This is a genomic window from Staphylococcus sp. CWZ226, from assembly GCF_018986355.1.
Classification (GTDB): Bacteria; Bacillota; Bacilli; order Staphylococcales; family Staphylococcaceae; genus Staphylococcus; species Staphylococcus simulans.
Window position 1 is genome coordinate 23,838 of sequence record NZ_JAHMSB010000010.1, and the last position, 19,321, is coordinate 43,158.

17 protein-coding genes are annotated in these 19,321 nt (G+C 35.8%); 4 read left to right on the top strand and 13 right to left on the bottom strand.

Annotated features, from left to right (window positions below; genetic code table 11):
* Window positions 1–13: 13 nt before the first annotated feature.
* A complete protein-coding gene (locus KRR19_RS08820) occupies window positions 14–409 on the bottom strand; it encodes a hypothetical protein (protein WP_002481665.1) in 396 nt (131 codons plus the stop codon).
* 115 nt (window positions 410–524) lie between these two features.
* Window positions 525–1,289 (bottom strand): type I methionyl aminopeptidase, encoded by a 765-nt coding sequence (gene map / locus KRR19_RS08825; RefSeq protein ID WP_002481666.1) that lies wholly within the window; start codon window positions 1,287–1,289, stop codon window positions 525–527.
* A 219-nt stretch (window positions 1,290–1,508) separates the two neighbouring features.
* Between map and KRR19_RS08830 the strand changes: the two genes are divergently transcribed.
* Window positions 1,509–2,495 (top strand): FUSC family protein, encoded by a 987-nt coding sequence (locus tag KRR19_RS08830; protein ID WP_002481667.1) that lies wholly within the window; start codon window positions 1,509–1,511, stop codon window positions 2,493–2,495.
* A gap of 82 nt (window positions 2,496–2,577) precedes the next feature.
* Here KRR19_RS08830 and gatD read toward each other — a convergent pair whose 3' ends face one another.
* Both gatD and murT read right to left on the bottom strand, forming a co-directional pair.
* Window positions 2,578–3,297 carry a lipid II isoglutaminyl synthase subunit GatD gene (gatD, locus tag KRR19_RS08835; RefSeq protein ID WP_216733595.1) on the bottom strand — a complete coding sequence of 240 codons (720 nt, stop codon included), beginning with the start codon at window positions 3,295–3,297 and terminating at the stop codon, window positions 2,578–2,580.
* The gene (murT, locus tag KRR19_RS08840) at window positions 3,294–4,610 is read right to left on the bottom strand and encodes a lipid II isoglutaminyl synthase subunit MurT (protein WP_156666817.1); all 1,317 of its coding nucleotides are present in this window, start codon (window positions 4,608–4,610) and stop codon (window positions 3,294–3,296) included. The genes gatD and murT overlap by 4 nt, the downstream gene beginning before the upstream one ends.
* A 164-nt stretch (window positions 4,611–4,774) precedes the next feature.
* Here murT and KRR19_RS08845 point away from each other — a divergent pair, with 164 nt between their 5' ends.
* On the top strand, window positions 4,775–5,332 hold the full coding sequence (locus tag KRR19_RS08845; RefSeq protein WP_156666816.1) for a 3'-5' exonuclease: 558 nt from the start codon (window positions 4,775–4,777) through the stop codon (window positions 5,330–5,332).
* Window positions 5,333–5,375: 43 nt separating this feature from the next.
* On the opposite strand, the gene dinB is transcribed toward KRR19_RS08845, so the two are convergent.
* On the bottom strand, window positions 5,376–6,446 hold the full coding sequence (gene dinB, locus KRR19_RS08850) for a DNA polymerase IV (protein ID WP_156666815.1): 1,071 nt from the start codon (window positions 6,444–6,446) through the stop codon (window positions 5,376–5,378).
* Between the two features lie 463 nt (window positions 6,447–6,909).
* Between dinB and KRR19_RS12340 the strand changes: the two genes are divergently transcribed.
* Entirely contained in the window at window positions 6,910–7,035 is a 126-nt protein-coding gene (locus KRR19_RS12340; protein ID WP_256274452.1) for a hypothetical protein, read from the top strand.
* A 117-nt stretch (window positions 7,036–7,152) separates the two neighbouring features.
* Here the strand turns inward: KRR19_RS12340 and rlmD are convergent, their stop codons facing one another.
* The 5 genes from rlmD to gatC all read right to left on the bottom strand — a co-directional run bounded on the left by rlmD (window position 7,153) and on the right by gatC (window position 12,867).
* Window positions 7,153–8,514 (bottom strand): 23S rRNA (uracil(1939)-C(5))-methyltransferase RlmD, encoded by a 1,362-nt coding sequence (gene rlmD / locus KRR19_RS08860; protein ID WP_023015867.1) that lies wholly within the window; start codon window positions 8,512–8,514, stop codon window positions 7,153–7,155.
* A 67-nt stretch (window positions 8,515–8,581) separates the two neighbouring features.
* Window positions 8,582–9,502 (bottom strand): diacylglycerol kinase, encoded by a 921-nt coding sequence (locus KRR19_RS08865; RefSeq protein WP_002481674.1) that lies wholly within the window; start codon window positions 9,500–9,502, stop codon window positions 8,582–8,584.
* 165 nt (window positions 9,503–9,667) lie between these two features.
* Window positions 9,668–11,095, bottom strand: coding sequence for an Asp-tRNA(Asn)/Glu-tRNA(Gln) amidotransferase subunit GatB (gene gatB / locus KRR19_RS08870; RefSeq protein ID WP_037556606.1), 1,428 nt, complete (start codon window positions 11,093–11,095; stop codon window positions 9,668–9,670).
* A gap of 12 nt (window positions 11,096–11,107) precedes the next feature.
* A complete protein-coding gene (gene gatA / locus KRR19_RS08875) occupies window positions 11,108–12,565 on the bottom strand; it encodes an Asp-tRNA(Asn)/Glu-tRNA(Gln) amidotransferase subunit GatA (RefSeq protein ID WP_002481676.1) in 1,458 nt (485 codons plus the stop codon).
* Window positions 12,565–12,867, bottom strand: coding sequence for an Asp-tRNA(Asn)/Glu-tRNA(Gln) amidotransferase subunit GatC (gene gatC / locus KRR19_RS08880; RefSeq protein ID WP_002481677.1), 303 nt, complete (start codon window positions 12,865–12,867; stop codon window positions 12,565–12,567). The genes gatA and gatC overlap by 1 nt, the downstream gene beginning before the upstream one ends.
* Before the next feature lie 386 nt (window positions 12,868–13,253).
* Between gatC and putP the strand changes: the two genes are divergently transcribed.
* Window positions 13,254–14,792, top strand: a complete 1,539-nt coding sequence (gene putP, locus KRR19_RS08885) for a sodium/proline symporter PutP (RefSeq protein WP_002481678.1) — start codon at window positions 13,254–13,256, stop codon at window positions 14,790–14,792.
* Between the two features lie 105 nt (window positions 14,793–14,897).
* Here putP and KRR19_RS08890 read toward each other — a convergent pair whose 3' ends face one another.
* From KRR19_RS08890 to ligA, 3 genes are all read right to left on the bottom strand, one after another.
* Window positions 14,898–15,941, bottom strand: coding sequence for an NAD-dependent formate dehydrogenase (locus KRR19_RS08890; protein ID WP_023015869.1), 1,044 nt, complete (start codon window positions 15,939–15,941; stop codon window positions 14,898–14,900).
* A gap of 157 nt (window positions 15,942–16,098) precedes the next feature.
* Window positions 16,099–17,298 carry a CamS family sex pheromone protein gene (locus tag KRR19_RS08895; RefSeq protein ID WP_002481680.1) on the bottom strand — a complete coding sequence of 400 codons (1,200 nt, stop codon included), beginning with the start codon at window positions 17,296–17,298 and terminating at the stop codon, window positions 16,099–16,101.
* A gap of 19 nt (window positions 17,299–17,317) precedes the next feature.
* Window positions 17,318–19,321: an NAD-dependent DNA ligase LigA gene (gene ligA / locus KRR19_RS08900; protein ID WP_002481681.1), complete on the bottom strand. Its 2,004-nt coding sequence runs from the start codon at window positions 19,319–19,321 to the stop codon at window positions 17,318–17,320.

A 19,321-nucleotide genomic window follows, 5' to 3' on the forward strand; every position in this document is an offset into this window, starting at 1 on the left:
TTCGCCACCTTTTCTATGCAACTAAACTCATTTGTGCAATCATATCACATTCTCTTTCAAGCGTAATACGTGTTTTATTTTGCTCTGATAAATCTGCTTCAATTCTTGCACAATCAGATTCTGCTTCGTTTAAGTCATGCATTAATGCAGACAACTCTGCATTATTGATATTTTCCATGCGTTGTACATTGCTGATTTGATATTGATCCATCAAATCGATGTATTTATTTTCTACTTCAGTTGTCAATTGTTCAATATATGCCACGATGTTTTGTCTTTTGCGGTTTAAATAAGCGATATATTGTTTAGTTGAATGTAACTTTCTGTTTAAATGCGCTTGGCAATTCGTAATACTGTATTTAACTGTAGTGTGATAAAGTTTGTCTAAATAAATTGCTATGATATTCATGGAATCACCTCATTTATGATTGATTCCATTATAAAATAATTCCAGACGCCTCACGATAGGCTCTGGAACCATTTTACTTTCATACTTTAGTCCTAATTCCCATAATACCAAGGAATTATTCTTCTGTTTTATCTATTTTCGTTGTTAATAATGGACCATCTTTCGTCACAATAACCGTATGTTCGATTTGTGCGACATAACTTTTATCGCTTGTTTCAAAAGCCCATTCATTTTTACCTTCAGTTACAAATGTTGCATTAGAAGAAATGAAAGGTTCTACTGCAATCACAGTACCTTCTTTTAGTAATGTTTTATCTTTTGGATCATAGTAGTTTAGAACGTAATTAGGTGCTTCATGTAGTGAACTGCCTACACCATGACCTGTTAAGTTACGGATAACTTTCAAATCATTTTTACGTGCAGTTGCGTGTACTGCTTTACCGATTTGACTTAGTTTGCTGCCTGGTTTGATTTTTTTCATTGCATTGTCAAACGCTTCTTCAGCAACTTCACATACTTTTTGTTTCATCGGGTCACTTGGTTCACCCACAACAAATGAAATACCAGTATCTGCGTAATAACCATTTTTTAATGCAGATACATCTATATTAACTAAATCCCCTTCACGGATTTTGCGTTTACCTGGAATACCATGTGCCACTTCTTCATTTACACTGATACAAGTTTGACCAGGGAAATTTTCATCATGGATAGGTGCAGACAAAGCACCGTGTTGTTCAAATAAATCTTTAGCAATGTTATCTAATTCTTTAGTTGTTACACCCGGTTTTGTTGCTTCTTGCATTGTATCTCTGACTAATGCACAAATATATCCGATTTCTTTTAAGCCTAATAATTCTTCTTCTGTTTTTACAATCATGTGCGATCCCTTTCCTTATTCAATAATTGATAATGCAGCGCACGTGCGCTTATATGTCTCATTATGATACGAAATTATCATAATTAACACTCATTCTTTCTTATTATAGCAAAAAATGTTTGTTATACTAAATCTGTAAGAAGCAGTTCATTCGTTAATAACTGCAAATGGAACTATGTTGCAACAAAGTTGCCGACATCAAGTGAGGTAAATTTTTTTATGACACAAGACAAATGGTATCGCAAAATTATCGGCGCAAGAACTATCAAAACTGGACTTGCCACATTTTTGACAGCCTTCTTTTGCATGGCGCTCAATCTTAACCCGATTTATGCCACTTTAAGCGCCATCGTCACCATTGAACCAACCGCAAAAGCATCACTCAAAAAAGGATATAAACGTTTGCCTGCGACTGTTATCGGTGCGCTCTTAGCTGTACTCTTTACGTATATTTTCAGTGATAAATCAGCACTTGCTTATGCGATGAGCGCCACCTGTACAATCTTTATTTGCGCAAAATTAAAATTACATGATGGTATTACAGTTGCGACTTTAACCGCTATGGCCATGATACCAGGTATTGGAGATCATTATTTATTTAATTTCTTCTCACGACTTTTAACAGCGGTCATCGGTTTGGTTACAGCTGGTTTGGTAAACTTAATTGTTTTACCGCCGAAATACTACCATCAAGTTGCTGAGAACGCACAAAAAGTTGAAACAGATATGTATCATCTCTATAGTCTACGTTTAAAAGAATTGGTGAATGAAAAATTTAATTCTACTAAAACTAATCAAAAATTAGAAAAATTACTTTCAGCCATCTTGCGAGTAGACACATTAATTCGTTACCAAAAAGACGAATTAGAATACCACAAAGACCAAGAAGATTGGGTTAAACTTAAAGCACTGTCTAATCGTGCACATACAGATCGCCTGTTTATTACCCATTTATCTAACATTGTCTATTTGCCTAAGAACACTAAGTTTCACTTCACGAAAGCTGAACAAACAGCTATCTTGAACATCGCAGAAAGTATCAGTGAAATTATAGAAACAGGTGGTTTTGAACGTGTAGATGAAGATGCTGAAATATTAAAACGCAGTGTGATTCGTTTAGATGAATTTGAAAAACAACAAGTTAAAAGCCATATCATTTATGAAATTCTCATGACTTATCGTATTCTCGATGAACGTTATGCTTAACAGAAAAGGTCACTTTTTGAACTGATTTTCAAAAAGTGACCTTTTTATTTAAATTATAGCTTTTAGTGCTATCTTGTATTTCTTATTTATTTTCAAAGCGATCGACAATGGCTTGTTTAGCCGCTTCTTCCGCAGTATTATCCAATTGACGCGGTTCAAATGGAATACCTTTACGAATACATGCTTGCTCTAATAAGTAATCTGTAATTTCATGGTTCTTCGGTAAAATAGGGCCATGTAAATAAGTGCCTAACAAGTTTTTATAACGTATACCTTCTTTACCGTCTTCATCGTTATTACCAAATCCATGCGTTACTTTTCCTAATGTATCATAGTTATGATACGTTCTGCCGCCGTGATTTTCAAAACCGACAATTGTTCCGAATGTATCACTTTCAATGACAATATCACCTGTCAGACGTTCTTTTTTAGATTGTGTATAAAAATCTAAAATACCTAGGCCTTCAAGCTCTGTCCCATCAGGTGTGATGTACTTATTACCTAAGAATTGATAACCGCCGCAAATTGTTAATCCAGGCATTCCTTCTTCTATGGCATCTTTCAATTTACTTTTGATTTTACTTAATTCTTTCGTCGCAAGCGCTTGTTCACGGTCACTGCCGCCGCCGATAAAGAAGATATCACATCCATCAAAAGTTACACCTTCTGTTTCATTGACTTCAACAACGTTCAATTTGATATTGCGCCATTTTGCGCGTTGTTTTAATGCGATGATATTACCGATATCGCTATATAAATTCAATTTATCTGTCATAAAATGATATAACGTTAATTCATTCATCTTTGTTCCCTCATTTCAAACGAACGGTTTAATTGCTCTAACATCGGCGCAAGTGATGTATAGTTCGGAATTGCGACAGTCTTACTTGGATAATCCATTGTTTTAGCTGTCGCTTTATAAATATCACGTTCTACAATAACTGGTACATCCACTTCAGCAAGTTTTAAACGTAATTGTAATTCTTCAGCACGATTACCTGTGACAATAATTGCTTCAATATCTTGTTCGCTTAGTTTTTCAAAGTCAGCATCGTAAATCCATGAAATATCTCTGCCATCTGCCGCATGGTCATTTAAGCTGATGACATAGACTTTTTTGCCTTCAAGCTGTTCGCCCATAGATAAACTTGCATTCATCCCTGCTGGGTTTTTCGCCAAATTAATCATAGCTTCTTTTGAACCTGATTTGAAATACTGCATACGTCCATTATCTGATGTATATGTTTCAAAGCCTTTACGGATAGATTCATCATTTAAACCTAATTCACGTAAAACACTATACGCTGCGATGGCGTTATAAGCATTAAAGTCACCAGCAATTTTCATATCGAATGTTGTATCACCAATCGTTAAATGAATAAAAGGTGATACTGTGAACTTAGACACTTCATACTTCGGTTGCTCACGTTTAAAACCACATTCGCAATGATAATGACCGATTTGATTATAGTGAATATAATCATACACTAATAAGCGACCACAGTTCGGACAATATTTGCTTTCATTCATCGTACTTTGTTCAAACTCATGTGCATGTGCTTTCATGCCGTAATATACATTAGATTCACTCGCAATTTTTAAACGACTCACAAATGGATCATCGGCATTCAATAATAGTTTAATGCCTTTATGACTGATGGCTTCTGCGATGTTGTTAACCATAATATCAATTTCACCGAAACGATCCATTTGATCGCGGAAGAAGTTCGTGAAGACCATCATTGTCGGTGTCATTTCTTTTAACACTCTTGGTATAGAACCTTCATCGATTTCAATAATTGCAATTTTTGTATTTGGTTGGGATTGTACGATGAATGCAGATGTAATCCCTGCAGCCATATTCGCACCTTCATTATTATGAATTATTTTTATATTATTGGCCTTTAATGTATGACCTATTAAATTCGACGTGGTTGTTTTACCGTTTGTACCACTAATAAATACAACATCATCGACTTGTTCTGCTAAATTTCGTAATATATTTTTATCAATTCTTCTGGCTACTTGCCCTGGTAAATCTGTACCGCGTTTCCCTACAGCACGGCTGGCTCTGCGCGCTAACTTGGCTAAGTTGATCGCCGTCCATTGTCTCATTCGCTTCACTCCTCTAAATATCAACCTGAATAATTATAACACGTCTCAGACTTTAATTAAAAATATTCTATAAACACTATCAAAGTCAAACACTTGACTCTCACTTTCCTATCCAGTAGTATTTTATTACTTAAATCATCACATATAGAAAGGTCGAATTACTTTTGAAACACCAAAATGCATTTGTTGCGTTGGACTTTGAAACCGCAAACGGTAAGCGTACAAGTATTTGTTCCATCGGTATGGTTAAAGTAGTTGAAAATGAAATTGTTGAAACGTTTTATACATTAGTGAATCCCAAGGACTACTTTTCTAATCAAAACATCAATGTACATGGCATTAAACCTCAAGATGTTGAAACAGCGCCTGACTTCAATTTTGTGTTGCCTTACATGATGCAGTTTATAGATAATTTACCAGTTGTTGCGCATAATGCCGCATTTGATATGACAGTAATGCATGCCAGCATTCAAGCCTTAGGTATACAGACACCTAATATGACTTACTTCTGTTCACTACAACTTGCTCGTAGAACCATTAATAACCGACGATACGGTTTAAAATACATGATGGATTATTATCATTTAGATTTTCATGGACACCACGATGCTTTAAATGATGCGAAAGCTTGTGCCATGATAACTTTCAGATTACTGAAGCACTACAACAGTTTATCTGACATGCTTGCAGTCTATGGTAAAAATTTAACAGATAAAGGATAACCGATTGAACTTACCTGAATAAATGTTCAACCGGTTATTTTTTCTAAAGAAAATCATATATCGACATATTTTGATATTCTGTTTTTTCTAAATTACCCACTGTTACACCAATTAGCCTGATGGGTACCTCTGGATCTTTAAGTTCGTTGTAAAGTGTATAAGCAATATTATAAATATCAATCTCATTTCTAACCGGATCTCTTAAGCTACGTTGTCTCGATAATGTTTCAAATTGATGTGTTTTAATTTTTACCGTTACAGTTTTGCCTGATTTTTGAATACGACTCAATCGTTCTGCTGTCTTCTCACTTAACTCTCTGACTTTCAATAATATTTCTTCATCATCATTAACGTCAGTTGTAAAGGTTCTTTCAGTGCCGACTGATTTACGGATACGATGTGCTTTAACAATATTAGTGCCGCGTCCTCTGGCCTTCTCGTATAATCCATGCCCACGTTTACCAAATATCCGTATTAATTCGCGTTCATCTTTTTTATATAAGTCTTTACCGTTGTAGATGCCATGTTCATGCATAATGGCTTTGGTTGCTTTACCGACACCTGGGAAACCGCCGATATCTAAATTCATTAATATCTCGTGGACATTTTGATAATTAATAATCATCATACCGTTCGGTTTATTCATACCACTGGCGAGTTTAGCGAGGAATTTATTGTAGGAAATGCCGGCTGAAGCGGTTAATCCGGTCTTTTCCCAAATATCATTTCTAATATACTGTGCAATGGCAGATGCTGGAAGATCCGGACGTACCAGATGCGTGATATCTAAATAAGCTTCATCTAGCGATAATGGTTCAACGACTTCAGTATAACTTTTAAAGATATCCATAATTTCTTTAGAGGTTGCTCTGTAAACATCAAAGCGAGGTTGAATATAATAACCATTCGGACAAAGTTTATGTGCTTGTGCCATTGGCATCGCAGAATGCACCCCATACTTTCTCGCTTCATATGAGGCCGTTGTCACAACGCCTCGGCCACTTGCCTTTCCTCCGACAATGACAGGCTTCCCTCTCAATTTAGGATTATCCCTCACTTCTACTTGCGCATAAAAATAATCCATATCAATATGCACAATACGTCGCTCTTCCATACCATTCACCTCCATTAAACAATGTACTTATCATCTATTATATATTATCTTGGCAAGCTTTAATTATTTATTACCTATGACATGTTTGAATTTCACTAAAATACGATAATTAATTTCATCAATTATTAATTATATTGCATTTACATTACCTTAACAAAAAGAATTCATTTGTTTTTTGTTTAACTTTATTATAAAAAGATATAACTAACTAGACTCGAGTACTTAATTGTTCTTTAGTCGCCAAATCATGTTAGAAGGAGGATTCAATATGACAAACAATGAAAACAAAATGAGTCATGAAGAAGCTGGACGTAAAGGTGGAGAAAAAACAGCATAAGAATACAACTCAGAACACTTCCAAGAGATTGGTCAAAAAGGCGGAGAAGCTCAATCTAACACAAGTCAATCACAATCAGACAATAATCAATCAAATTCTAACAATGGATCAAACGATGAAAATAAAATGAGTCACGAAGAAGCTGGACATAAAGGTGGAGAAAAAACAGCTGAAGAATACAGTTCAGAACATTTCCAAGAAATCGGCCGTAAAGGCGGAGAAACGACTTCAAAAGAAAATAATGATAACTAATATTCAATAAAGAGGCCGGGGTCGCACCAAGCCTCTTTCCTATACATAACCGCACAAAATAAACGAGGCATCTTCTATGTGAAAAAACCTCGTTGTTTCGATATACATAATTTTTGATTATAATCTTTCAAACAATGCTACTGTCTCAATATGTGTTGTTTGTGGGAACATATCGACAGGCGTGATTTCTTTTAAAGCATAGTTTTGCGCAAGAATTTGGGCATCACGTTGTTGTGTAGCTGGATTGCATGAAATATAGACAATGCGTTTCGGATTTAATTCTAACAGTGTGTTTAAGAATGTTTCGTCACAACCTTTACGAGGCGGATCGACCATGACAACATCAGGTTGAATGCCTTGTTGTTTCCAGTCTAAAATCACTGATTCAGCTTTACCGCAGACAAAAGTTGTATTATCGTAGCCATTCAATTGCGCATTTTTCTTCGCATCTTCAATTGCGGCAGGAACGACTTCAACACCATAGACATGTTTCGCTTTATCTGCCATATATAATCCAATAGTACCTATACCGCAATACGTATCAAGTACTGTTTCTTCGCCTGTTAATTGTGCGTATTTCATCGCTTGATTATATAATTTAACTGTTTGTGATGAATTGATTTGATAGAATGACTGATCGCTGATTTCAAATTCCACTGAATCCAACTCATCAATAATTTCATCTTTACCATATAATGTTTTTGATGTTTTGCCCATTATCACATTTGAATGTGTTTCATTGATATTTTGAATGACACTTTTAATATTCGGCATCGCATTGACCAATTTCTCAACAATCGGTTTAGCTTGTTTAAACTTTTTACCGTTCGTCACAAAAATAATCATCACTTCACGTGAGACATGGCCTACTCGAATAATGACATGACGTAATAAACCTTGTTTCTTTCTTTCATTATAAATGGATACGTCATGCTCTTTCAGTAAGGCACGAATCGAACGCATCAATTGGTTTTGAATGCTGTCTTGAATAATACATTCATCCATATCAATAATATCGTGACTGCGTTGGCGATAGAAGCCCATAATCGCATCTTGTTCTTTATTCAAGCCGACAGGAATTTGTGATTTATTTCGATAGTTCCAAGGATTCATCATGCCGATCGTATCATTGATAACCGTTTGCTCAAACTTTCCTTTACGGTGAAATAGATTCACAACTTGATTACGTTTCATTGTTAATTGTGATTGATAATCTAAGTGTTGCAGCTGGCAGCCTCCGCATTTGTTATAGTAAACACATGGAGGCGTCACACGTTCAGCACTTTCTTTATGAATCTCTAATAATTTACCAATCGCAAAGTTTTTATTTACTTTGATTAATTTATATTCAATTTCTTCATTAGGCAAGGCATTCGGCACAAAGACTGGGTAACGGTCTATTTTGACTACACCATGTCCTTCATGCGTTAAGTCGATAACCTCGCCTGTAAAGATTTGATTTTTCTTTAATGTTTCCACTCTGTAACCTCCATAGAAAAAAGGTCAGGCTTGTGATTAAGTCCTAACCTTTCATCTGCTTACTTCTCTAATCTTGTTCAATTAATTCTTTATTATCTACATTAGCCGGTGTATATACTTCAATATGCTGCTTTAAATTTAAGAAATTGGCAGGTAATTGACCACCATACTCCCCATCTACATTAAGTGGCATTTGTTCAAAAGATGATACATTAACTGATTTTGCTTTTTCATATGTGACTTTCGGATGTTTAATATGTTCCCCTCTTGAAGCTAAAGTCATGATATGACCCAGTTCTGCTAAATTCGCTTTTTCAACGATAATCAACGTAAAATAACCGTCGTCCAATTTCGCATCTGGAACTAATTTTTCAAAGCCTGCCATTGAATTTGTCAATCCAAGTAAAAACAACAGGATTTCACCTTGGAAGACTTTTTGATCATATTCAATACGGACATCCACATTTTTCATTTGCGGCAACATTTCCATACCTTTGATGTAGTAAGCAAATGGTCCAACAAATGTTTTTAATTTACTAGAAGTTTCATAAGAGACTTCAGTAATACGTCCACCTGCAGCTAAATTAATAAAATATCGGCTATTCATTTTACCGATATCTACTTTAACTGTATGTCCTTTAATAATGACATCTACTGCACTTAATATATCAGTGGGTAAATGTAAGGCACGACCAAAATCATTTACCGTTCCCATTGGAATGACACCGATTTTAGGACGATTCGGATGTTCGGCTATCCCATTAACCACTTCGTTTAATGTGCCGTCACCACCAGCAACGATGAGCATTTCATAATCTTCATGCAATGCGCGTTTTGCTTCAATCGTCGCATCTCCTGCTTTTTGCGTTGCATATGCACTTGTTTCAAATCCTGCTTGTTCCATTTTAATCAAGACTTCTGGAAGCATTTTTTTAAACAATTCCTTGCCTGAAGTCGGATTATAAATAATTCTAGCTCGTTTTCTCATAAATAATCCCTCATCATTTTTACTCAATTTCAATTTTAAATGATTTCCGCTTCAGTTGAAAGTATTAATGGTTGAAATCAATGAAATTCGTTTTTGAAACCACCTTATCAAAATAAAAAACCCACAGAGATTACAATCAGTAATCACTGCAGGTTATACCATCAATTAGCGTTTATCTAATTCTTGTTGTAATAATTTGTTAACGATTTGAGGGTTGGCTTGACCTTTAGACGCTTTCATAATTTGACCGACTAAGAAGCCTTTCGCACGGCCTTTACCGTTTTTGAAGTCTTCAACAGATTGAGGGTTATTATCTAATGCTTCTGTTACAAAGTTTAATAATACAGACTCATCTGAGATTTGAACTAAACCTTTATCTTCCATGATTTGTTTAGCATCTCCGCCATTTTCAGCTAATTCTGGGAAGACTTTTTTCGCGATTTTACTGCTCATAGTGCCGTCTTCAATCAACTTAATCATACCAGCTAAGTTTTCAGGTGTTAATTTTGTATCTTGAAGTTCAACTTGGTTTTTGTTCAAGTACTCATTAACGCCACCCATTAACCAGTTAGAAGTTAATTTTACATCAGCGCCATGCTCAACTGCTTCTTCGAAGAAATCAGACATTTCTTTCGTTAATGTTAAGACATGCGCATCATACGCAGGTAATCCGAATTCTTCAACATATTTTTTCTTACGTACGTCTGGTAATTCTGGAATTGTTTGACGTACACGTTCTTTCCATGCATCGTCAATGTATAATGGTACGATGTCTGGTTCTGGGAAGTAACGATAGTCATCTGAACCTTCTTTAACACGCATTAAGATAGTTTTACCAGTAGACTCATCGAAACGACGTGTTTCTTGAAGTACTTCGCCGCCATTTAATAGTTCTTCTTCTTGGCGTTTTTCTTCATATTCTAAACCTTTACGTACATAGTTGAATGAGTTCAAGTTTTTCAATTCAGCTTTTGTACCGAATTCTTCTTGACCATATGGACGTAATGAAATGTTAGCGTCACAACGTAATGAACCTTCTTCCATTTTACCGTCAGATACGCCAGTATATTGAATAATTGAACGTAATTTTTCAAGGTAAGCATAAGCTTCTTGAGGTGAACGGATATCGGGCTCAGATACGATTTCGATTAACGGTGTACCTTGACGGTTTAAGTCTACTAATGAATAACCGTCTTTATGTGTTGATTTACCCGCATCTTCTTCCATATGAAGACGTGTGATACCGATACGTTTTGTTTCACCATCTACTTCGATATCAATGTAACCATGTTCCCCGATAGGTTGGTCAAATTGTGAAATTTGGTAAGCTTTCGGGTTATCTGGATAGAAATAGTTTTTACGATCGAATTTAGATTCAGTCGCAATTTCCATGTTTAATGCCATTGCAGCACGCATTGCCCAGTCAACGGCACGTTCGTTTACAACTGGAAGCACACCAGGGTATGCTAAGTCGATCACATTCGTATTTGTGTTTGGTTCTGCTCCGAAATGTGCTGGTGATGGAGAGAACATTTTAGAATCTGTTTTCAGTTCAACGTGGACTTCTAGTCCAATGACTGTTTCAAAATGCATCATTAACACTCCTTATAAATTTTGATATGCATCATGTAAGTTGTATTGTTGTTCGAATTGATGAGCAACACGGTAAAGTGTTTTTTCATCAAACGGTTTGCCGATAAACTGTAATCCGATCGGTCTGTTATTAGTTTGTCCGCAAGGTACTGAAATACCTGGTAAGCCGGCAAGGTTAACTGGAGTAGTTAATAAGTCGTTTGCATACATTGTCAACGGATCATTGATTTCTTCACCTAAGTTGAAGGCAGCTGTTGGTGTTGTAGGACCAACGACTACATCATAGTCTTCAAATACTTTGTCAAAGTCTTGACGAATTAACGTTCTGACTTTTTGTGATTTTTTGTAGTAAGCATCGTAGTAACCTGAACTTAACGCGAATGTACCAAGTAAAATACGACGTTTAACTTCTTTACCGAAGCCTTCACTACGTGAGAATTTATAAAGTTCATCTAATGTTTGTGCTTCTTTTGAATGGTAACCATAACGAATACCATCGAAACGAGATAAGTTAGATGAAGCTTCTGATGATGCAATAACATAGTAAGATGGAATACCATAGCCAGTATTTGGTAATGATACTTCTTCTACGATTGCACCTTCACCTTCTAAAATTTCAACAGCGTTACGTACCGCTTCTTTCACTTCATCAGATACACCTTCACCTAAATATTCTTTAGGTAAAGCAATTTTCATACCTTTAATATCTTTACCGATATCTGAAGTGAAGTCATTATCTTCAACTGGAGCACTTGTAGAATCGTTTTTATCTACACCTACAATTGTTTCTAAAACAATTGCATTATCTTTAACATTACGTGTTAAAGGTCCGATTTGGTCTAATGAAGATGCGAATGCAACTAAACCAAAACGTGATACACGACCGTATGTCGGTTTCATACCCACGATACCGCAGTATGCTGCTGGTTGACGAATAGATCCACCAGTATCTGAACCTAATGAGAATGGAACTAAACCTGCTGCTACAGCTGCTGCTGAACCACCTGATGATCCACCTGGCACTGCTTTATGATCGAATGGGTTAACTGTTTTCTTGAAGTAAGAAGTTTCAGTTGAACCACCCATTGCAAATTCGTCCATATTTAATTTACCGATTAATACTGCATTTTCAGCATGTAATTTTTTCATTACTGTTGATTCATAAATCGGTACAAAGCCTTCTAACATTTTACTTGCACATGTTGTTTCTAGACCTTCTGTAATAATGTTATCTTTGATACCCATTGGGATACCGAAGAGTTTACCTTCCATTTGGTCTTTCGCTTGCAATTCATCCAGCTCTTCAGCTTTCTTGATTGCATTCTCTTTATCTAAAGCTAAGAATGATTTAATTGTCGGATCTGTTTCTTCAATTGCATCATAAATATCTTTTACAACTTCAGAAGGTTTGATTTCTTTGTTCTTAATCATTTCGCTTAACTTTTCAACTGATTCATAACGAATAGACATTACGCATCCTCCCCGTTGATAACTGATGGTACTTTAAATTGACCATCTTCTGTTTCTTTTGCATTTTTGAGCGCAAGCTCTTGAGGAATGCCTTTAACTGCTTTATCCTCTCTTAATACATTTTGTAAATCTAATACGTGATACGTCGGTTCTACATCGCTTGTATCAGCTGTATCGATTTGTTGGGCAAAGTTTAGGATTGTTTCTAATGTGTCTTGCATTTCTGTTGTTTCCTCTGGTGAAATATGAAGTTTAGACAAATTTGCAATATGTTCAACTTCTTCACGTGATACTCTAGCCATTAATGAACTGCCTCCTTATTAATACTTCATCATAAAATTGTATCAAAAAAACTGTCAAAAATCTAAATTTTTTAGTTCAAAATACCCACATATCAGGTAATGACTCCCCTTTAACTTAATCATTCTGAACTTCAATTGCAAATCATTACCATTAATTCAACAGAAGCTTTGATGTAATACGAACGTTTATACATTCAAAATTATAAAAATACTACTAATGTGCTTTAAAGCATTGAAAACCTTTTCATTACAGAAAGCGTTTAAAATGCCACTGTTGAGCGGTTTATATTTAACATTGTTATAAAATAACTATTCCCTTTTTTCAGAATTGTTGTATAATAATGCGTATACATTGAATCATCAATGAGAAAAAGGGGGAAACCACGATGTTTATTTTAGGTACTTCAGTGAGTAGCCAAATCGATGCTGACTGGCAAACATACATCATGATTGGTGTATACTTTATCATTCTAGTTATCATCGGTATCTATGGTTACAAACAGTCAACGGGAAATTTAAGCGAATATATGTTGGGAGGCCGAAACATCGGCCCGTACATTACAGCGCTGTCAGCCGGAGCTTCTGATATGAGCGGCTGGATGATTATGGGATTGCCTGGTTCTGTCTATGCGACAGGATTATCCGCAATTTGGATTACGATCGGTTTAACACTGGGAGCATATTTGAATTACTTTATTGTCGCACCAAGATTACGTGTTTACACAGAAATTGCAGGCAATGCGATTACCTTGCCAGACTTTTTCAAAAATAGATTAGATGATCATTCAAACATTATTAAAATTATCTCTGGTCTCATTATTGTCGTTTTCTTTACGTTATATACGCATTCCGGGTTTGTATCTGGAGGTAAATTATTTGAAACTGCATTCGGACTGAATTATCGATACGGCTTGATTATGGTAGCTGTTATCGTTATTTTTTACACTTTTTTAGGCGGTTACTTAGCTGTTTCAATTACTGACTTCTTCCAAGGTGTCATCATGTTGATTGCGATGGTTATGGTTCCAATCGTAGCTTTATTAAAATTAAATGGTTGGGATACATTCTCACAAATCGCAGATATGAAACCTACTAACTTGGACTTATTCAGAGGAACTACTGTTTTAGGTATTATCTCACTCTTCTCGTGGGGGTTAGGTTACTTCGGTCAACCTCACATTATCGTTCGTTTTATGTCGATTAAATCTTTTAAACTCTTACCAACTGCGCGTCGTGTTGGAATTTTATGGATGGCAGTCGGACTTGCGGGTGCATGTTTAGTCGGTTTGACTGGTATCGCATTTGTGCCAGACTACAATGTTACACTTCACGATCCAGAAACACTATTTATTATCATGAGCCAGATTTTATTCCATCCATTAGTCGGCGGCTTCTTATTAGCAGCCATTTTAGCAGCAATTATGAGCACGATTTCTTCACAACTGCTTGTAACATCAAGTTCATTAACTGAAGACTTCTATAAATTGATTCGTGGTAAAAAAGCAAACGCACAAAAACACGAAAAAGAATTTGTATTAGTCGGTCGTTTGAGTGTTATGGCTGTAGCGATTGTCGCAATTTGGATCGCATGGTCACCTAACGATACGATTTTAAACTTAGTTGGTAACGCTTGGGCAGGCTTCGGAGCTTCATTTAGTCCACTTGTTTTGTTCTCACTTTATTGGAAAGGTTTAACACGAGCTGGCGCAGTCAGTGGTATGGTAGCAGGCGCATTAACTGTTATTGTTTGGATTGTCTTCATCAAACCAATGGCTGATGTTTCAGAAATCTTCGGTATGTATGAAATCATTCCAGGGTTTATTATGAGTGTCGTAGTTACTTACTTGGTCAGCAAGTTTACACAAAAACCAAGTACACGTACAGTCAATGAATTAGATGAAGTTAAACAAATTTTGCATAGCTAATTAAAAATCATTAATCAATACAATGGGCAGGAACTTCTCGTTCCTGCCCTATTTGTGTTATAAGCAGCTGCATTTCCTTTTCACTTAATCTGCTAAGCTTATAGCTTAGTTGTTTGAATCATCATGTTTCGCATAAGATTGGCTAGTGATTTGACCACCATTCACAATCACATCTTCCTTAGGGAATGGCGTTTCATCAAAGAAGTGTGTTAATAAATCTTTAACACCTTTTTCAATACGTAATTGTGCTTCAATAACCATTCCTGAATAATGAATAGTCATCGCATTACGCGGCATCGTTCTCCACGGATGATCTGAAGGTGCAGGTTGTGGATACCATACATCTCCACCATAGCCTTGAAGATGATTTTCTTCTATCATTTTAACTACTTCTTCTTTGTTTACTATCTTACCGCGTGCACAGTTTACAATATAGCTGCCATCTTTCATTTGACTGATTGTATTATAATCAAATAAATCATCTGTTTCAGGGGTAAGTGGTGTTGTAATAATCAACACATCACTTTTATGCACTAACTCATCAAAATTCACATATTTTGAGAAGTCTGTATCTTCTTGGCTAGAACGTCTATAGTGAATAATATCTACGTTAAACGGTTTTAAACGTTCTCCAACTAAACGACCAATTCTGCCTAAACCAAAAATACCAATCGTTTTATTTTGAAGTTCAAAGGCATGGTTCGTTACTTGTGTTAAGTTCCAACCACCCTCTTCTGATTGGCGATGACCTTCTTCGTAATTTCTAACTAAGATTAATGTTGTCATCACAATATGTTCAGCTACACTAACCGTGTTTGAGTCTGTGACTTCTACCACTGAAATATCATGTTCGCTTGCTGCTTCTAAATCCACATGGTCAGAACCTACACCTGCAGTGATTGCTAATTTTAAGTTAGGTGCTTGTTCAATACGTTCTTTTGTCATATATGCAGGGTAAAATGGCGCGCTAATAACAACGTCCATATCTTTAAGATGTTGATCTAAATCATCTTCTCCATCTTTCAATACGACCAATTCATGTCCACGTTCTTCTAAAAAAGGACGTAGATTTAACGCAGTATAGTCATCTAACACGTTGTTTTCTGTTTGCCCTTTTGTGGCTTCTGGAAATAGTGCTACAATTTTCATTTATATATCACCTTTTTCTAATTTTGATACATCATTGTACTTTTTCCCATCAAAATTTGTATTAAACTGTACCAGGTAGTACTTCAATATATTGTCAAAAAATATAAAAAGATGCCTTCTATGCGAAGACATCTTTATCATAATTTTATCTATTCATTTATCTTTTATAGATATGCACATTTTGTTTTTTATCATCTTTACCTTTTGTGATTAAAGCACGTGCTTGGTTACCATCTTTAATATGAATTTCATAGGCATCAATATTGCTGAAGTATTTGTCAGCTTGTTGTGCAATAAATTGTGTAATACCAGTTAATTCAGCTTTGCCATAGTAATCAATCGGTACTTCAATAATAAGGTTTTTCGGTTTTTTGCCATCAAATTTCGTTTTACCTACTGCTTGTGTAAAGTTAGGGAAATATGACTGCAAATTATCATTGAACTGTTTGAAGTTATTGTTTAAATTCTCATTCAAATCAGCTGCTTCTGATGAAGGTAACAGCACTGATTTTTCATTAATATCTTTCCAACTGTTGATACGTGTTTGACCATCATCTGCCGTTGCACCTGCAACAAATTCTCCTGGAATAATATCATTTTCTCCAGATTGAATATAAATCGCAAAGTGAATTGGAATGTTTTTCAATGCTTTATGTTCACGTAAACGTTGCAACATTTCATCGGCCATTTTTTTACCTTCTTTTTCGACTTTCGCACGGTCTAATTTCTTACTAAAGGTTGGTCCGTCTTTTTCTTTTTGGTAATAATATTCACTGTTCATCGCAAGACCAATAGTCATGCCTTTAATTTTTTTACCTTTGGTGTCACTATTGCCGTAGAAATCTTGTTCTAAGATGTTAGAAAGATAAGCAGGTGAATTTTCTGCGATTTTTTCTTCATCCTTTTCGCCATGGCGAGATGGATTTAAACCAAGATTTTCATTCGCATTTTTCTCTTCTTTTTCATCTTTATCCATTTTTTCGATTTCAGATTTTGTGTATTTAGGTCCAAGATAAGCATTAATTGTTTTTTTATCTAAAAACTGACCATCTTGGTATAAGTATTCGTCAGTTGGAAAAACTGTCTTACTTTGTTCTAATAAACCATCTTCAAAGTCATCACCGTTATAGCCATTCGCCATCGTTTGCTGCAACATACCTCTTGCTTGACTTTCTTTAAATGGAAGAATCGTTCTATAGTCATCACCTTGAACATTCTTATCTGTCGCAATGTGCTTAACAGTACTTGAATCTGATTGACTTTCTTGTTCTTTTGTTGATTTTTGTTGCTCATCCTTATTGCCACACGCCGTGAGAATCAATAAGAGAGAGATGAGTAATACACTTGTTTTCTTCATGCCCTATCTCCTCTATTGTTTATTGGTCAACTTCATTTTGTTTTTGGATAAAGTCTGCTTCAGACCAAATTTCTGTGCCTAGTTTTTCTGCTTTCGTCAATTTAGATCCAGCATCTTCACCAGCGATGACTAAATCCGTATTCTTAGTCACACTGCTTGTTGTTTTTGCACCTTGTGCTTCCAACCATTTAGATGCTTCTGTACGTGTCATATTGTGCAGTTTACCTGTTAATACAACAGTCAGACCATTAAATTCTGAATCAGATTCTATCTCTGAAGTTCTGATACCTTTATACTTCATATTAACATTTTTTGCACGAAGTTTATCAATTAAAGCAATGATATCTTCATTATTTAAATAAGTAATTAATGAAGTCGCTAGCTTATCTCCGATATCATGGATTTCAAGCAATTCTTCTTCCGTTACTTCAAACAAACGCTCCATGTTGTCAAAACGTTCTGCGATTACTTGACTGGCTTTAACACCTAAATGTCTGATGCCTAAACCGAATAATAAATGTTCAAATGAATTTTCTTTTGACGCTTCAATCGCATTTAAAAGATTATCTGCTTTTTTCTCACCCATACGTTCTAACGGCAACAAATCATCTTTTGTAAGGTAATATAAATCTGCTACATCTTTAATAATTTCATTATCGTACAACTGCATAATAAGTTTCGTACCTAAACCATCGATATTCATCGCTTGGCGTGATACGAAGTGAATCATACCTTCGACAAGTTGTGCTGGGCATTTAGGATTAATACAACGTAATGCGACTTCTCCATCTAAACGAACTAATTCATGACCGCAACTTGGACAATGTGTCGGCATATGATAAGTTTCAGTTCCTTCTGGTCTGCGATCAGGTAAACTGCGCACAACTTCCGGAATAATATCGCCTGCTTTTTTAATCACTACACTGTCCCCGATACGAATATCTTTTTCATGAATTAAATCTTCATTGTGCAGTGAAGCACGAGAAACAGTCGTTCCAGCAACACGAACAGGTTCTAATACTGCTGTCGGTGTGACTACACCCGTACGTCCGACACTTAATTCGATATCATGTAAAGTCGTTACTACTTCTTCTGCTGGAAATTTATAGGCAATTGCCCATCTTGGTGATTTTTGTGTATACCCTAGCTCATCTTGCTCTTCAAGATCATTGACCTTAATCACAATACCATCAATATCATAGGATAAGTCTTGGCGTTTTTCAGTCCAATACTTGATGTATTCCAATACGCCTTCAATATCTGACTCACGTTTACGGTTTTGATTGGTTTTAAAACCTAACTCATCTAATTCATCTAAAGCTTCACTTTGTGATGTCGCATGGAAGTTTGTAAAGTCATTGACGCTGTATAAGAAAATACTTAAACGGCGTTTTGCTGCTAATTTTGAATCTAATTGACGTAATGAGCCAGCCGCTGCGTTTCGTGGGTTCGCAAAAGCTTGTTCGCCCGCTTCTTCCTTCTCTTTATTCAAACGCTCAAAAGAAGCTTTCGGCATGAATGCTTCCCCACGCACCTCAAAAGTTAACGGCTTTTTAATTTTTAATGGAATCGCTCGAATTGTACGCAAGTTCTCTGTAATATCCTCACCAATCGTTCCGTCACCACGCGTCAACCCTTGCACAAATCTACCGTTTTCATATTTTAAAGATACCGCTAAACCATCAATTTTCAATTCGCACATGTACTCAACTTTTCCCGCATGTTCACGTACACGGGCATCAAAACGACGTAAATCTTCTTCATTGAAAGCATTAGCTAAACTTAACATTGGTGTATCATGGCGCACTTTATTAAAAGTAGCTTGTGCTTCGCCGCCTACACGTACTGTCGGAGAATCTTCTGTTTTAAATTCAGGATGTTCTTCTTCGATATGAATCAATTCATGGAGTAATTTATCATACTCACTATCTGGTACAGATGGATTATCCATCACATAATATTCATGATTATATTGATTCAATAAGCGATGCAGTGTTTCAACTCTATTGGCTAAATCGTTCAT

Bases quoted from the DNA above. Each gene is read 5' to 3' on its own strand.
- gatC (WP_002481677.1), bottom strand. From the start codon at position 12,867: ATGGCTAGAGTATCACGTGAAGAAGTTGAACATATTGCAAATTTGTCT.
- KRR19_RS12340 (WP_256274452.1), top strand. From the start codon at position 6,910: ATGAGTCACGAAGAAGCTGGACATAAAGGTGGAGAAAAAACAGCTGAA.
- ligA (WP_002481681.1), bottom strand. From the start codon at position 19,321: ATGAACGATTTAGCCAATAGAGTTGAAACACTGCATCGCTTATTGAAT.
- gatB (WP_037556606.1), bottom strand. From the start codon at position 11,095: ATGCATTTTGAAACAGTCATTGGACTAGAAGTCCACGTTGAACTGAAA.
- KRR19_RS08820 (WP_002481665.1), bottom strand. From the start codon at position 409: ATGAATATCATAGCAATTTATTTAGACAAACTTTATCACACTACAGTT.
- KRR19_RS08890 (WP_023015869.1), bottom strand. From the start codon at position 15,941: ATGAAAATTGTAGCACTATTTCCAGAAGCCACAAAAGGGCAAACAGAA.
- putP (WP_002481678.1), top strand. From the start codon at position 13,254: ATGTTTATTTTAGGTACTTCAGTGAGTAGCCAAATCGATGCTGACTGG.
- KRR19_RS08865 (WP_002481674.1), bottom strand. From the start codon at position 9,502: ATGAGAAAACGAGCTAGAATTATTTATAATCCGACTTCAGGCAAGGAA.
- murT (WP_156666817.1), bottom strand. From the start codon at position 4,610: ATGAGACAATGGACGGCGATCAACTTAGCCAAGTTAGCGCGCAGAGCC.
- KRR19_RS08830 (WP_002481667.1), top strand. From the start codon at position 1,509: ATGACACAAGACAAATGGTATCGCAAAATTATCGGCGCAAGAACTATC.
- map (WP_002481666.1), bottom strand. From the start codon at position 1,289: ATGATTGTAAAAACAGAAGAAGAATTATTAGGCTTAAAAGAAATCGGA.
- KRR19_RS08895 (WP_002481680.1), bottom strand. From the start codon at position 17,298: ATGAAGAAAACAAGTGTATTACTCATCTCTCTCTTATTGATTCTCACG.
- gatD (WP_216733595.1), bottom strand. From the start codon at position 3,297: ATGAATGAATTAACGTTATATCATTTTATGACAGATAAATTGAATTTA.
- gatA (WP_002481676.1), bottom strand. From the start codon at position 12,565: ATGTCTATTCGTTATGAATCAGTTGAAAAGTTAAGCGAAATGATTAAG.
- dinB (WP_156666815.1), bottom strand. From the start codon at position 6,446: ATGGAAGAGCGACGTATTGTGCATATTGATATGGATTATTTTTATGCG.